A 15415-nucleotide genomic window follows, 5' to 3' on the forward strand; every position below is an offset into this window, starting at 1 on the left:
GAACGGCTACCATTGATGACCGCCAATCGAGACGATCGCGCCACAGCGAGCACATTCAGAGACTTGCAACGGATCCGATCGAGAGTGTCGTACGACAACGTTGTCACCCCGGGTGGGACTGTTGCACCGCTTACAGACATCTGGCCAATTTTCTATCATTAGTAGTACTATTCCTCAGATGCTCTGAGTTACCAACAGTCATAGCCTTACCGGCGTATATTATGATTCTATGACAAATCAGCAGGTACGCGCCTACTACGTGCATACGGCCCCCGGCCACGCCCCGCTTGTGACGTCACCACATCAGCAAAGCGGACTACAGTTTCAGTCTACTATCGCTCCTCTATTGCCACCGTTTATTGATGGTACTAAGATTGGACTGATGAACTCCGCAGGCAGCTGTGTGCCAAGGGTGGTCAGCGTAATCTGGTTTTGCTGTGAGTCCCAGGTGAGAAGTCCGGCTTCGGCCAGTTTTGGGAGATGCATGTGGTAAAGTCCGAGCCTGATCGCGGAGAAGTCCTCCTCAGTAGAACCATGCTCCCACTCGAGGAGGTGTTGTGCCACATCCTCGAGTTGCGCCTTTTGCATGTGTTGGAGATATCGAAGCAACTCACGTCTCTCCTCACGGGCCAAGGCTGTATAGATCTGGTTCCAATTCTTCTGGTCAACTGGTGGCATTATTTAAGAGTTCGATGCCGCCTATAGTGAGCCTTCACCTGTTATGTAAGGCAATATAAATCCGTCTGTTGAAATACTTCAGCAGTGACATATGGCAGAGATCATATTTCGCCCCGTTAATTGTGAGATCGCTAGTCCCGGTTATAATCGGTGGCTCAGCCAATTGCACGGATCAAAGCGGCTTTGTCCACAGAATCACACGTGAACTCTATTCGGCTAAACAGACATCATCGCTGCCCCAGTAAGACGTTCTTTAACACTTTGTTGGCCCCTCTTCGGAGGTTCTCCGAGGCAGTCTGTTCGGTGATTCCGATTTTATCCCCGACCTCGCCGAGTGTCGTTCGACGAGGCACTTCGAAATACCCATCTCTCACCGCCTGGAATAGCGTCTCTCGTTGTGAATCGGTCAACTCGAACTTCGGAGGCGTTCCACTGTCTGTCAACGAATACAAGTTGTGCAGTTTGACAGAGATACTGTGTCGTCGACAAAAGGTATTGAACGCAGTAAGTTGTCTGTGAGAATCAAAACGGATTCGAAAGAACCACTTCTCTTTTCGACGGGCCTCTAGAATCGTTGCGTTAGTCTCGATTATCCCATCAATGAGTCCTTCCTGTTCGTCCCCCCACTCGATGCGATACAACGCACTGTCGTCTGTTTGATCTAATTTTGTGAGGGTTTCGACTTGCTCGCTGTCGCGGATGGATGACTCTGTTTGATCAAGTCCGTTCCCATATATCCAGACATATGGCATTATCTGACGACTTGCCGGGACAACGCACTCCAATTCGAGGTGGGCAACTGAGTCCTGCGAAAAGATTTGTCCGAGGAGGAATTCATCGGCATCGATGGTGAACTCTGCAACGACACTCATACCTGATCAAATGGTGTTATATGATATGAATACGCGCTAGTCAAGATGGTATATGAATATGCGATAGTCACCCCTGCCTGTCAGGCGTTGAAAATGTTTGTACGGGTTCTTTCGCGTCTTGCCCCGTCGCATTAGGGGCCAATCTGCTCTATCATCGGGTTCGCTCCCGCCCGCTCTCTCCCGCTCGAATCCGTCCGCCCTCTCCGGTCCTGTAGTGTATCCTCGCCGGTGGCGTACTTCGACGCCGTACCGCGGTTTGCAGTCAATTTGCGGGGTGACGGGGTCGACGACACCAGTTTATCCTTTGGCAACCTACAATAACTTATGACACAACGATCCCTCCTCGTACGCGCGCTGTGGTTCGTGTTTGTCGGCTGGTGGGCAACACCGGTCGTCGTCAACACCGCATGGGCGCTCAATGTCACGGTCGTCCTGATCCCGATCGGAATCAAGCTGATCAACCTCGTCCCAACAGTGCTCACCCTCGCGGAGCCGCGGTCGCTTTCGGAACCTGAATCCGAGCGAGGCCAACGCTCGCTCCTCCTTCGAGCGATCTACTTCGTCTTCGTGGGATGGTGGCTGAGTCTCCTTTGGGCGAACATCGCGTCCATTCTGGCGATCACAATCGTAGGCCTCCCGATCGCGATCTGGATGCTCAACCGGCTCCCATACGTCACGTCGCTGTACCGATTCCACGGGTGATCGTGGCGGTCACGGCTTGATCATTGCTGTCGGCCGTTATTCCTCGATCACTCCAACATCACTAGACAGCTTGTACCTCGCGTTTTATGTAGGAGACTGCGTGTCGACCACAGAATTATGCCGTTCGATCCCGATATCGAACGGGATGGCAGACACAAAAGAGGGGCGCGAAAACCAAGCCGATCGGGAAGAAAAACGCCAGCAAGAGCGCGAGATGGCGGAGGCGCGCACCCGTGCGGACGAAGTCGAACCACCTGTGGAAACAGTGGATGAGACTGAGGGAGCTCACGGTAAAGATGACGATAGCCCAGACTCGCCGCGTCAGTGCCACCGCCGTGGTTGCGACGAACCGGCGACGTTTGCGGTTCTTGAACGGTACCAAGAAGAAACAGGTCACGGTGCAGTTGAGGCAATGGCCGTCTTATGTCAAGACCACGCAGACGAAGAAAGCCCGACAAATCTTGATAGCGCCTACGAAGACTACGTGTTCCAGGTCAAGCCGCTTACACCGACGAGCGAGCCGGACAGAGTGTAAGCAAGGGCGAGCCGGACAGAGTGTAAGCAAGGGCGAGCCGGACAGGGTGTAAGCAAGGGCGAGCCGGACAGAGTGTAAGCAAGGGCGAACTGGACACTAAATGAGTGTTACGAAACGTAACACTCTTCGAAAACATTCATAAAACCCAGACAATTCGACCGATACAGCGGCGTACAAGCCTGCATGTGTTGACCTGAAACCGGTGAGATGCCCTGAAGTATCTTAATCTATCGGGTCGTACCATCAGAACATGTACGATACCATTCTTGTTCCGACAGATGGGAGTCAGGCAGCAGAAACGGCAGCCGACGCGGCGCTTGTGCTCGCCCAACGGTTCGATGCCTCAATCCACGCAATCACGGTCACTGAGCGGGATAACGTTCCACCGGGAGTCGAACTAGATGCGACCGAGAAACTAACCCAACGTGGAGAGGAGACACTGGCGAGATTCGTCGAACAGACAACGGAAGCTGGAGTCGCGATGACGACTGACCTCATAGAAACAAGTGAGCCAATACACCAAGCGATCAACAACTACGCTGCAGACAACGACGTAGATCTGATCGTGATGGGGACCCACGGAAGAACAGGGCTGAATCGGTTCGTCCTTGGGAGCGTTACTGAACGGACGTTACGCGTCTCGCCAGTACCGGTTCTCACTGTCCATGAAGACGCCAGCCTTGCTCCGGGGTTCGAGACGATTCTTGTGCCGACAGACGGGAGTGACGCAGCAATTTTTGCTGCAGAGCACGGGATATCGCTCGCAGTGGCGATCGGTGCGTCAATGCACGTCGTTCATATCACCGACCTGACCCCATTTTATGCAGAGTTCGGGAGTGCTGAGGTTCTCGATGCGTTAGAAGAGGCGGGGAAAAAGGCGGTCGATAATATTCTCGACAGTGCTGACGAGGCGAATGTGCGATCCGTTGAAGCGTCAGTTCTCAGCGGAGCGCCAGCGAAAGCCCTCCTCAATTACGTCAACGAACGCGATATCGATCTCATCGTAATGGGGACACACGGCCGAACTGGGCTCAACAGATACTTACTCGGTAGTGTCACCGAGAAGATTGTCCGTCTCGCAGATGTACCCGTCTTGACTGTGGCACCACCTGAAGACGACTGAACGCACGGCGGAAGCGATCGGCTGTCAAAATTCTATCCGATCGGACCGATACTACAGGAGAGGAGCGAAACCCCACCGATAATCCACAGTAGCTGCCGGTACACATCGAGATGACGCCGACGGTGAGGAGAACAACTAGAAATGGACTGACCCCAGTCAGCCCGCGGCCGCAGCCTGTGACGCCGGTACACCAATCCCGCTCGCTTTGCTCTTCCACTGTCGACACATACCGAACTCGATACTGTCACGGCAGTCCGCAAGCCAGCACGTGCAATGATCGAATACGCTGACGACCACGACACCGATCAAATCGTCATGGGCAGCCACGGCCGCTCAGGAATCGACCGGACTCTCCTCGGGAGCGTTGCCGAGACAGTCACTCGTCGAGCACAAATTCCTGTGACGATCATCAGCTGAGTTGTTCGGACAAGAGGGATAGTAAGGCGCGCCGAGGTGTCGAGAACCCGCTCTCGTATCTCCTTAGACAAGGACACAGTAACATACCTCCAATGCAAAGTCAACACAAACAGTTTGGAGTGATCACGTGACTGTTACTGAATCTCCTCCGTTATCGACGTTTACCATCGAAATCGAACGAAGAGGTGGTCGTGGCGAAGCAGGGGCGCGAGCAGTCGAACGACACCTCCGGGACGCACCTGGCGTCCACGATGTTGACGTCTCGTTCCGAACGGGGAGCGTTCGGATCAGCTACGACGAGAGCGCCACCTCAGAGGAACGGCTTCGAGAAGCGGTCCGCGACCGCGACGTCTCGATCCGGGACGAACCCGACACGGCAACCAACGAGGTGGCTTCCCGCTCGGAACTCAGACGTGAAGCCGTATTCGTCGGTCTGACGCTGCTCGGCATGGTGACCGGTCTCGTAACAGGGTGGCTCGATGGACCACCACTACTCATCTGGACTGGCTACGGTGTCGCATACGTCTTCGGCGGCTGGTACGGACTCAAAGGCGCAATCGAGACGCTCCGCCACCGCGCAGTCGATATTGACCTCTTGATGATCGTTGCCGCACTCGGTGCGCTCTCGATTGGGGCACCGTTCGAGGGTGCGATGCTTCTCTTCCTATTCTCGCTGTCGAACACGCTACAGCATTACGCCATCGGGCGCTCGCGCCGGGCGATCAAATCCCTTGTCGGGATGCGACCGGACGAGGCGCAAATCTTGCGCGACGGTGAGGAAGTCACAGTCCCCATTGACGAAGTGGCCGTCGGCGACGTGTTCGTCGTCCGACCTGGTGACCGAATTCCGCTGGACGGCGTCGTCACGTCCGGTGAGGGGACCGTCAATCAAGCGTCGCTCACCGGCGAGTCGGTGCCCGTGCCGAAGGAACGCGGCGACGATGTATTCGGTGGGACGATCAACGAGAGCGGGAGCCTCGAAATCAAAGTCACGCGGCAGGCTCACGAATCGGCAATCACCCGCCTTATCCACATGGTCGAACGCGCACAGAGCGAGAAAGCACCGACCCAGCGGCTCATCGACCGCCTCGAACAACCGTACGTCATCGGGGTGTTCGCACTCACAATCGCAGCGATTGCGATCCCCCTCGCGCTCGGCGGCGAGTTTACCAGCACGTTCTACCGTTCGATGACGCTCATGGTCGCCGCTTCGCCGTGCGCAGTCATCATCTCGACGCCTGCGGCGGTCCTTTCGGCGATCGCGTCCGGCGGCAGACAGGGCGTCCTATTCAAAGGTGGCGAGCACGTTGAGGCGGCAGCGACTATCGACGCGGTCGCATTCGACAAGACAGGCACGCTCACGAAGGGCGACACGCAATTGACCGACGTCTTCGTCCGCGAGGGCGTGGATGACGGTGCCCTCACTGACGACGATTTGCTCTCGCTCGCAGCTGCGGTGCAAGCCCGGTCGGAGCATCATCTTGCTCGTGCGACCGTGACGGCGACCGAAGAGCAGTCGTTGGAGGTGCCTAGTGCACAACGATTTAAATCAGTCGCTGGGAAGGGGGTCCAAGCGGATGTTAAAAACGGAACCATCCACATTGGGAATCGAAGTTACTTCGAGACCGTGGTAGGAGACGCACCAATCGATGGCCTCCAACTAGGGGTAGACCGGCTCCAAGCACTAGAGGCAGAGGGAAAAACAAGCGTCCTCGTCGCCAGAGAGCAGGATGACGACATCATCGTTTTGGGATGGCTCGCGTTCACTGACACGGTTCGACCGGGCGCTGCCGAGATGATCGACGACCTCCGCTCGCTCGGGGTTGAGCACATCGTGATGCTGACAGGCGACAACGAGCGCGTCGCACAGCAAATCGCTGACGAGGTCGGCATCGACGAAGTACAGGCTGAACTCCTCCCGGGCGAAAAGGTGACTACCATTGAGGACTTGATCGAACGATACGAGAACGTAGCGATGGTCGGCGACGGTGTCAACGACGCACCGGCGCTCGCCACAGCGACCCTCGGCGTTGCAATGGGTGGGGCGGGGACAGACGTCGCGCTCGAAACCGCCGATGTGGTGCTAATGGGCGACGATCTCAGTAAGATTCCATATGTCCTCGGACTGGGACGGAAGACTCGCTGGACACTCACTGTAAATCTCGCCATTGCGTTCGGGGCGATTGCACTCATGGTCGGTACGATCCTCATCTGGGGTATCCCGCTCCCGCTCGCAGTGGTCGGTCACGAGGGCTCGACAGTTCTCGTCTCGCTGAACGGCCTTCGATTGCTCGGCTATCGTGGGTGAATACTCTCTGACCGGATACCGAACTCGAAGTAGTTGGATCGATAGCTTTGGAAGTACTGGTTTAATATAGTAGCGTTTGCAACTCTTTTCAGCAGCCATCACCATATCTGATTCGAGAGAGGCTGTTCCAACAGATTCTGAATTGAAGTGGGAAGATAATTGCAAACGCTACTATATTGCTCTGGGTGAACTCAAGTATAAAGCGTTGTTGTTCACTCAGACCACTGTAGTACGCCACTCTGCTCAGCTTTTTTGTTAAATACCTTTGAGTATAGTATTCACTTGTTACGTTCCCGCAGACGATCGATGCGATCCTGTAATGGCGGACGGCTTTTGAATATCGTCCCAACGCCACCTGATGGGATGTCGACATTCTGTTCTGTGGCCATCCGCTCGAAAGCGTCAGCGACAGTCGCTGCGCCCACTTGGTCGGCGGCGTAGTCGTCTCCGCGTCGGACCGCCTGCCGCGCTGCCCACAGTACTGGCAGCCAGCCGATGAGTGCACTCCCGATCATAATCGCATACCACAGTGCTGATCCCCACGCGAACGTTGCGATGCCAACGATAAGGAATCCGAACAGCGGATAGAGCTTGATCGCCCGGTAATGGTGCGCAATACCCCCGACATTCGCCGCCAGTACTGCACCCAGTGCTTCGTCGTCGAACCTCTCCAGCCCGAATACTGAAATGTACAGGTGGCGTCGTCCCGGGAGTCCGCGCAGGTGGATCTCTAGCGTCTCATCGGCGTCGGTCAAAATCCAGACGCCGTCCACGTCTAGACCAGCACGCTCACACAACGATTTGAGGCGATCGCGCTCCTCGTGGGTAGGTTCACGAACAGACCGGAAGACACGAAGCAGAGCCGGCGTCACGAACGGGAATGCAAATATAACCAGTATAAGCGTCACTGGAGTGAATCCTAGATTCTCTCCCATTACGATCCGTTCGAACGGGACGAACAGGATCGTCAGAAACCCCGTGAGGACGAGGGCGAACCGGCCGACTCGACGAATCGCTGTCCACGTCGAGAGGTCAATCTCTCTTGTCTCTCGGATCGCGGGCACAGTGACGGCATACGCAGCGAGTGTCATACAGGCGGCCGAGAGAAACAGCGTGAACTGCGCTGCAACATCGCCCACAGTCGCAGTCACTGCTGTCGGGATCGCAGCCGGGAAAAGTATCGTGACGGCCTGCTGTGCGACTTCTCCGGTCCCGGCGAATCTGGATAGAAGATACGCGAGTGCCCCGGCGGGAATAAGAGTGATGAGGAGGCGACGAAGCCAGATTGTCGGGGCGGACGTTCGGAGACTCACTCGGGCAGCCACCCAGTACACTGGGAGCGTCACGAGTACAAACCCAAGTGCAGTCCCAATTTGGAGGGCAAGGGACATAGATGAGGAGTTTATAATCCGGGAGTGTAACATATTCGTTTCCGGGCCACGATTACAAACGTCAGCAGCAGGCCGTTCACGACCGTCTTTTCCTGTGGTATTGATTTGCCTTGGTTCTCCTCTACGGCCCCAGAATTTCCGGCAGTCTCCTGGTCAGACCGAGGCAACATCCCGCTACAGCCGGCGATCCACGCCAGTAGTCCGACGACCCCGGCACCCAAATACTGGCGTCTTTACATAACGGAGAGATGAGAGGATTTCACATATAAAATCGGAGTAGAGTCAAACACTCCTTTTATGAAGCTGAACGTTTTTGAGGTTCACAATCTTCCAGCGAAGTAGTGATCCCCGCTATTGACCCCATACGAATACATAGAACAGGCGTCAGTCCCAACGGAGGCTGGCCGAAATAGCGATGCGTCGACGAACGTTTCTCGCAGGCTCTGTCGGATCGATTGCCGCAGTAGCGGGATGTCTCGGCTTCGGAGATTCTGATCGAGCGTTGCCGGACGATCCGACCGGTCAGTGGCACCAGTATGCGTTCGACAGTCGAAAGCGCGGTGAGAGCGATGTCACCGTTCCCGATCGAGGAAATCGGGCCTGGAATGCCGGTGACGCACAGTCTGCGGAACCGCTGGTTGCCGACGGTCTCGTGATCTCCGCCGCAGATAGCGTCACCTCCCTTGATGCGAAAACCGGGGAACAAGAATGGAAACAGGAACTCGAGGGAACGACAGACGAAACGCCGGCGATCGCTGACGAGCAGGTACTTGTCGCAGCTGACGACCACCTCGTGTCGTTGGCCATCGAGGATGGCTCCGAGCAGTGGTCAGAGTCGCTTCCGCGCCGTGCGAATGATCCACTCACGACCGATGGTTCGCAGGTTGTGGTTCCGCTCGAAGCTCGGCGCGATGGTGTGGGGCTCGTCGCATATGACGTCACCGACGGTGCGCAACTCTGGACGGGCCGAACAGTCTCCGCAAGCACGGTGGCGATATACGAGGATGTGGTGTACACCACTGGATACAAGCAGGATGGCGATACAGGGGTGCTGCAGGCACTGTCTGCGACGGACGGTTCCCAGATATGGGAGGTCGAACTCAATCAGCCAGACACCTCGCCTGTCGCTACTGATTCTGGTGTTCTAGTGTGTGACGGCGGTGTGCTCGCTATCCATGACCACGATACCGGTGAACGGATGCGTCAGCTTGGAACTTTCGGTGATCGGATCGCCGAACCGCCTGCCGTAGCGGACGGACTCGTGTTCATCGGATCGAACGACCCGGCGCTCGTCGCCGTCTCAGTCGACGACGGATCGACCCAATGGACCAGTAGTATGGGCGTCGCCGCGAGACCGAGTCTCGGCCGCGAGACGATCGTCGTTTCCGCGGAAAGTCTTCCTGAGGCGAACGCGGCGGGTATTGCTGCGCTCGACCGATCGACGGGCGATCTGCGGTGGGAACACTCGCTTGAAGGATTCGACGTCTACCCGTCGACTGCCCCGGTACTAGCGGACGGTGCAGTCTATTTCGTGAGTAACGAGAGCAGCGGCGTTTCTACCCTTGGTGACCTTCCGTCCGAAGAGGAATCGTGAGCCGAACGGCGGAGTCGCAATCAATTCCGCAACTGCACCATCTGCCCGGCCTCGGAGTACCTATCGCGTTCCTACTCAATGAGTATGCAGTACCGAATTTGGTCTCGTTTTAGACGCTTCTGGCACGCCGATCGAACGAGTCGACCAACGAGATGCGCTACACTTACGAGAGCCATCAATGCTCCCGCAAAGGCGAGGAAAATGAGCCACGTAGGTGAATCGGTACTCGGGGGCAAGACGAGATGGTAGCGGAGTAATTAGTCCCATTAAAGTCGTGGGAATGTTATCGAGCTGTTGACCGGTGGCCACGTACAGTACTCGCTCAACTCCAAACGTCAGAAGTGTTCTCGCGCCTAAGAGGAGAGCCAACACGTGGTTATGTGTTAAACAGGGATAGACCATTTTTGGAGGGATTCGGGGCTTCCATAGGGGAAGTGCTGAACTAGTAGATGATAATAATTCCTCCTACTATGAGTTCCTTTACGACTCTCATTTACATCAGACGACCGGTGCAACCTGGACGATAAATTCGAATGCGAAGAGTGCGGTGACGGCCGTCCAAATCGACTTTGTCCGCGCGTAACCCGCTGCAGCGGACGTGAACGCGACGACGTAGAAAAGTTCCTCAATAGGCGTGTACGGATCGACTACCAGCACGAATAGGCCGACAGCAGCTACCGCATACACCGGTACGAACAGTGGCGAGACAGCGATCATCACGTCCCCAGCGTCGACGGCGCGATAGATGACGCCAACGGCCGCAGCAATGCAGCAAGCCGCGACGATGCCGAACGCAATCAAGGCGAACTGTCTTGGCACGATCGACGAGAGCGATCCCACGCTCAACTGGGTAATCGTCTCGACAGAGACAGGGAAGAATCGGAGGATAACGATGACAGCGGCGGTGAGAACGAGGGCGTCACGGTCGGATAGGCTGACGCGTCGACGGATAGTTTCGTAGGCAACGCCGCAGACGATGAGAGCGTACCCTGCGGCGAACCACGCTGCATTGGAGGCGGCACTGACAATGATGTACCAGTCGGGGACTACCGGGGCGAATCGGTTCGAGGAGAAGAGTTCCGAAACCACATCAATGCCGAATATCGCTCGCGCGAGGATACCGATCGCGATGACGGCCAGCGGAGTGAGAATCGAAGCCACGCCGGCGGTTACGTGGTATGGGTGCCCCGCGTCGACGGAGAGATTTCGAGACCGGACGTAGACGAGTGCCGCGACGACCACGCCACCGACATACGTCACGGCATGGGCAGCGTTGAGGACGATGAACGGCTCTGTCGGGGGAATGAACGGAAGGAGTATATGACGGATGACGACAGACGAGATGCTCGCCGCAAAACAAACGATCACCACGACGTTCAGTTCAACGGGCGGCGAGAGCGATGCAGCGAGGCGATACCGTTGTGCAGAGAGAGGCACACCGACGAATCTGACTGTTGATGATATAGGTGTTTTGAGTGCTCACCGCCACCGACCGCACGTTACGACGGTCCGGTCACTGCCCGCAATGTCTTTCCAATAATTTCGAACGAAGAAGTCGCTAATGCTCTCGTACCCTCAGGATACGACATCCAGCAGCGTACGCCGGTTCCAGCATCGATGCGATCGTACATCGACTATCCGATGGAAACATTCGATATATCTAAAGGAAACAGCGAGGGTTCCACGGGTTTCCGAAAACGAACGGTTTCGGCTTTCGTAAATCTCCAATATGCTCAACACCTGATCCGTGGGCGAAAGACGTTGTGTAGACGTTGAATCGGTTAATTACCGGACTCACAAAATCCAACCGTTGGTTCGGAAGGTGAACCTGTCTGGGTCGAGGCGCTCAGTAAACCGCCCATCCTAATCCCGCGAAATCGCTTCGCATGGAGTGGTCTTGGTGTAGGCTGAGGGAACTACAAACACCACGGGTCACCCGACCCGTGATCGTTTACAGGATTTGACAAAAGCAGGGCTGCTCGATCGTGAGGCTTACGACGAGGTCCCGCCTCGCATAGAATACACACCGACGGAGAAGACAGAACAGCTGTTCCCCGTATTCGCGCACCTCCACCACTGGGCGATCGAGTACGAACTTTAGCTTCGATTTCTGTAGTAACGAGGGTGTCCTAGAACTATTCACAAGGGGCTGTTTCTATCTCAACAGGAGCCGTCGTCTACGATACTGCCTGTTCTTTCGTCTGAAACATTCCGCTCTCGGGACCACAGGTGTACCGATGGCTGTACCACACAGCCGTTACTCTGCCACTCGGACGACCTGTTTGCCGATGTTTTCACCAGAGAACAGGCCGAGAAACGCGTCCGGTGCGTTCTCTAAGCCGTCGACGATCGACTCGCGGTGGACGAGATCACCGTTCGCAACCCATGTCGTCAGTCGCTCGTTCGCTTTTTCGAATCGCGTGGCGTAGTCGGTAATTAGCAATCCCTGTACTTTCGCACGCGGTGCGATGAGCTGCGGCAGCTTTCTGGGGCCCATCGGCACCTCCTCGTCGTTGTAGTGCGCGATCTGTCCACAGACCGCCACACGAGCATCGAGATTGAGTTTTGTAAACACCGCGTCCGTGATCGGGCCGCCGACGTTATCGAAGTAAACATCGACGCCCTCCGACGCAGCTTCCTCAAGAACAGCGCCATAGTCGTCGGTTTTGTTGTAGTTGATTGCTGCGTCGAATCCCAGTTCGTCAGTAAGCCAGTCAGTCTTTTCGTCCGTCCCGGCGAATCCCACGACCCGACAGCCGTTCAGTTTGGCAATCTGTCCAACAACCGATCCAACCGCCCCTGCAGCTCCGGACACGACGACAGTATCACCGGGCTCAGGCGCTCCGACCTCAAGCAGGCCAAAGTACGCTGTCCGACCAGGCATCCCGAGTGTGCCGAGGTACGCCGGCAGCGCAGCAACGTCGGGATCAACGGGGGCGACATCGGCAGCATCGAGAACGCTGTAATCGGCCCATGTTCCTTCGCCGGTCACGAACTCTCCTGCGTCGTAGTGGTCGCTGTTGCTTTCGACGACTTCGCCGACGATACCGCCTTTGAGTATATCGCCGACAGCCCACGGCTCCGCATACGACTCTCTGTCTCGCATCCGGCCACGCATATACGGATCGACAGAAAGGTACTTGACACGAACGAGCAACTCTCCTTCGCTGGCTGTTGGAACCTCTCCGTCCCGAAGTTCGAAATCGTCCATGTCCGGTTCCCCTGTTGGTCGCTCTGCAAGGTACCATCCGCGATTTGTCTCTGTCACACAACTAGTCCACCCGTGACGTCAAAGAGTGTTCGGGGTCTGTCTTAATCCATCGACCGTTCCAATTTTCAGTAGCTTTCAGTAGCACACCGTATAAAACGGGTACACTGTTGGACGACTGGGCCACGTCCATCACTACCATCCGCATTCGACTCGGGCACGGCGACAGCGGGCGCTATGACAGCCGACCCACCACCAGCGGTCGCCGCTGCTTGGTCGGGTTCGTAGGCGACGATGCCAGACCCGAACGTGAGCCGCGTGCCAGCGTCAGAAGCGAGTTCTGACGTGGATCGCGAAGCTGCGCTTCGCTCACCAGCGGAACGGCCAGCTAGCACGGTTTCACAGTCCCCCGTGTAGGAGGATGTGAAACCGTGGTCTAGCTCATCCGTGTCGCTGAAGAACACACGGGCGACGTTCAGCGCCCCGATGTAATCCCGGTCGCCTTCGAACCCACACCGGGCGTTGTCACACCGGAAATGCCCGCCCCACCAGTGTTCTTGCTGGTGGTCGGGCGATTTGCATGTGTGGCCGGTTGAGCCACACCGGGGACACGACCGGCTCGTCCCCTGTGGATAGACTCGTTCAACAGCTACTCCAGCGCAGTCTGCTCGGTATTCGATGTTCTCGATGATCTCACGCCGCGCCCACGACGACAATTCCCACGACAACGTGCCTTCGTCACCCGGTGGGGAGAGCGACCGCAAATCCTCGTGGACAATCGCGTTCACGTCGTAGGTGAGCGCAAGTGCGAGAACCTGGTTGGCTACATCGTGCGTCAGTTGTTCGCGCTTGTGCCGAATCTTGCTGTTTACCCGTTCGTATTCGCTCTGGATGTGCGCGAACTCATCAGTATGCGAGCGACCATCACGGCGCAACGCGGCAAGGCGGTCGTTCAGGCGGGTTCGTTCACGGTGGAGCCGTCGCATCCCGTCACGGTCAGTGAACTGGATGAAATGTGGCTGAGACAGTTGTTCGCCGTCGTCAGTGACCACCACGGCAGTCATATCTTTCCGCATCCCAGCGTCGAGGGCTAGCACGCAATCAACGTCGTCGTTCGTCTCTATCTGATCGACTTCGACGGGAAAGGACAGTTCGTAATAGGCGTCACCGGTCTTTCGCCGGGAAAGTTGGAACTCAGGAGCCGAGAGATCACCGTAGGACAGTAGCTCGTGAAACGCTTCGTAGCCGTCGCGCTCGTACTCCGTCCACGACCAGTCCCCTCGTGTCTCCGGCGACGGCGTGTCTGGCGTCTTGAGCCGGATGATCAACATCTCACTGTCGGCGTCGTACTGGTATTTGACGGCTTGGCCGCTCGTTGGGCCGTCGTCCGCAGAGAACGGCAAGACGCCGCTATCGTACTCAGGACAGTCCTGCATTTCGAAGTACGTGGCTGGATACGCCCCGTGACGGTCGTAGTAGCTGGTGAGTTGGTCGATGAGGATGTCAACGTAGCCAGACGAGAGGTAGTCACCGTCATCCCAGAGTTGTTCTTTGATGCGACGACGGTGGATGCGTCGGATTTTATGCTCGGGCAACACGCTCTGGATAGACTGGAAGGCGTCTCGGCGGTCGGCGTGACTGCGGAGCGTTTCCCCGACTTTCTGCAAGATGCACCGTCGAAACCGCGAGGGGAGATACAGGTCGAGTTCTTCGAACGGTTCGTGTTCATCGAAGTATTTCCACGCCTGATGCGATGCGTCAGCAATCCCGTCCAGATGGACTGGCGTCCAGTGGTCTTCGAGGACGTGGTTGGCGACACGCTGAGTGAGTATTGCCAGTCGCTCGAATCGGTTGTCCTCTTCGTCTGGCAAGCGAATTGGGAGTGAAAGGTGGTCACTCATCGGGTTTCACCTCTGATTCGACGGTATTGACGACCTGCTGTTTTTTATTGGAGCGCATTCCGTAGAGTTTGCCGCTGAAGCTGGCGACGAGTTTGATGAGGTCATCAACAAGTTCTTCCTGTGCAGATTTGTCCGTCTCGTCTTCGGTGACGGTGATGGAGACGCCGTAGCAGTCGAAATACCGTTCGAGATACGAGAAGCCAAACCGAGTGAGTCTGTCCTCGTAAGTCACGAGCATGCGCCCGTAGTCGGCTTCTTGTACGTCATTGAGAAGGGAGTTGAGCCCACGGCGGTCTTCATTGAGGCCACTTCCAACGTCGGTATAGGTGTTTTCGACACTCCATCCGTGGTCGTGAGCGTATTCTGTGAGTCGGTCGAGTTGGCGGTCGAGGTCGCCGTTTTCTTTCTGGCCGTGACTTGAGACGCGGGCGTAGAGTGCAACACAGTCTGTTGGGCGGGTGTCGCCTGCGAGTCGGCGGAGTTCTCGGTGTGGAATTCGACGTTCACCGCCGGGTGTTCGGGTGTAGTCGAGATCGTCGTTGCGACACCAGCGTTTGACGGTTTGGACGTGAACACCGAGTTCGTCCGCGAACTCACCAATCGAGTACGACCGTGGCATCCTGATGTTACTGTTTATTACTGGTAGCTACTTATAAATACTGGATTTTATAACAGTTACACTACCC

12 protein-coding genes and 2 pseudogenes are annotated in these 15415 nt (G+C 56.4%); 7 read left to right on the forward strand and 7 right to left on the reverse strand.

From position 1 onward, the window contains the following. Window positions 1–324: 324 nt before the first annotated feature. Together E5K03_RS08925 and E5K03_RS08930 are read right to left on the reverse strand one after the other, a co-directional pair. On the reverse strand, window positions 325–678 hold the full coding sequence (locus E5K03_RS08925; protein ID WP_138006507.1) for a DUF7344 domain-containing protein: 354 nt from the start codon (window positions 676–678) through the stop codon (window positions 325–327). A gap of 227 nt (window positions 679–905) precedes the next feature. Further along, window positions 906–1550 (reverse strand): helix-turn-helix domain-containing protein, encoded by a 645-nt coding sequence (locus E5K03_RS08930; RefSeq protein WP_138006508.1) that lies wholly within the window; start codon window positions 1548–1550, stop codon window positions 906–908. Window positions 1551–1874: 324 nt separating this feature from the next. Here E5K03_RS08930 and E5K03_RS08935 point away from each other — a divergent pair, with 324 nt between their 5' ends. The 5 genes and pseudogenes from E5K03_RS08935 to E5K03_RS08955 all read left to right on the forward strand — a co-directional run bounded on the left by E5K03_RS08935 (window position 1875) and on the right by E5K03_RS08955 (window position 6635). Beyond that, the gene (locus E5K03_RS08935) at window positions 1875–2252 is read left to right on the forward strand and encodes a YccF domain-containing protein (protein ID WP_138006509.1); all 378 of its coding nucleotides are present in this window, start codon (window positions 1875–1877) and stop codon (window positions 2250–2252) included. 145 nt (window positions 2253–2397) lie between these two features. Continuing rightward, window positions 2398–2787 (forward strand): hypothetical protein, encoded by a 390-nt coding sequence (locus E5K03_RS08940; RefSeq protein WP_138006510.1) that lies wholly within the window; start codon window positions 2398–2400, stop codon window positions 2785–2787. Window positions 2788–3037: 250 nt separating this feature from the next. Beyond that, complete coding sequence (locus tag E5K03_RS08945) at window positions 3038–3910, forward strand: universal stress protein (protein WP_138006511.1); 873 nt, start codon at window positions 3038–3040, stop codon at window positions 3908–3910. A gap of 231 nt (window positions 3911–4141) precedes the next feature. After that, a pseudogene (locus tag E5K03_RS08950) lies at window positions 4142–4327 on the forward strand (universal stress protein); the annotation flags it as partial. Window positions 4328–4454: 127 nt separating this feature from the next. Beyond that, the gene (locus tag E5K03_RS08955; protein WP_138006512.1) at window positions 4455–6635 is read left to right on the forward strand and encodes a heavy metal translocating P-type ATPase; all 2181 of its coding nucleotides are present in this window, start codon (window positions 4455–4457) and stop codon (window positions 6633–6635) included. Between the two features lie 278 nt (window positions 6636–6913). Here E5K03_RS08955 and E5K03_RS08960 read toward each other — a convergent pair whose 3' ends face one another. Then, window positions 6914–8026 (reverse strand): M48 family metalloprotease, encoded by a 1113-nt coding sequence (locus tag E5K03_RS08960; RefSeq protein WP_138006513.1) that lies wholly within the window; start codon window positions 8024–8026, stop codon window positions 6914–6916. A 415-nt stretch (window positions 8027–8441) separates the two neighbouring features. On the opposite strand from E5K03_RS08960, the gene E5K03_RS08965 reads away from it, so the two are divergent. Continuing rightward, entirely contained in the window at window positions 8442–9620 is a 1179-nt protein-coding gene (locus E5K03_RS08965) for an outer membrane protein assembly factor BamB family protein (RefSeq protein ID WP_138006514.1), read from the forward strand. Window positions 9621–10118: 498 nt separating this feature from the next. Here E5K03_RS08965 and E5K03_RS08970 read toward each other — a convergent pair whose 3' ends face one another. Next, window positions 10119–11057, reverse strand: coding sequence for a hypothetical protein (locus tag E5K03_RS08970; protein WP_138006515.1), 939 nt, complete (start codon window positions 11055–11057; stop codon window positions 10119–10121). Window positions 11058–11577: 520 nt separating this feature from the next. Between E5K03_RS08970 and E5K03_RS08975 the strand changes: the two are divergent. Continuing rightward, window positions 11578–11721 (forward strand): annotated as a pseudogene (locus E5K03_RS08975) (winged helix-turn-helix transcriptional regulator); the annotation flags it as partial. Between the two features lie 156 nt (window positions 11722–11877). Here the strand turns inward: E5K03_RS08975 and E5K03_RS08980 are convergent. From E5K03_RS08980 to E5K03_RS08990, 3 genes are all read right to left on the reverse strand, one after another. Beyond that, window positions 11878–12888, reverse strand: a complete 1011-nt coding sequence (locus E5K03_RS08980; RefSeq protein ID WP_138006516.1) for an NADP-dependent oxidoreductase — start codon at window positions 12886–12888, stop codon at window positions 11878–11880. A 68-nt stretch (window positions 12889–12956) separates the two neighbouring features. Then, window positions 12957–14729, reverse strand: coding sequence for a zinc ribbon domain-containing protein (locus tag E5K03_RS08985; protein ID WP_138006517.1), 1773 nt, complete (start codon window positions 14727–14729; stop codon window positions 12957–12959). Further along, the gene (locus tag E5K03_RS08990) at window positions 14722–15348 is read right to left on the reverse strand and encodes an IS607 family transposase (RefSeq protein WP_138006518.1); all 627 of its coding nucleotides are present in this window, start codon (window positions 15346–15348) and stop codon (window positions 14722–14724) included. Before E5K03_RS08990 ends, E5K03_RS08985 begins: the two co-directional genes overlap by 8 nt. Window positions 15349–15415: the final 67 nt, after the last annotated feature.

This window comes from Halalkalirubrum salinum (assembly GCF_005543295.1).
In the GTDB taxonomy this organism is placed as follows: domain Archaea; phylum Halobacteriota; class Halobacteria; order Halobacteriales; family Haloferacaceae; genus Halalkalirubrum; species Halalkalirubrum salinum.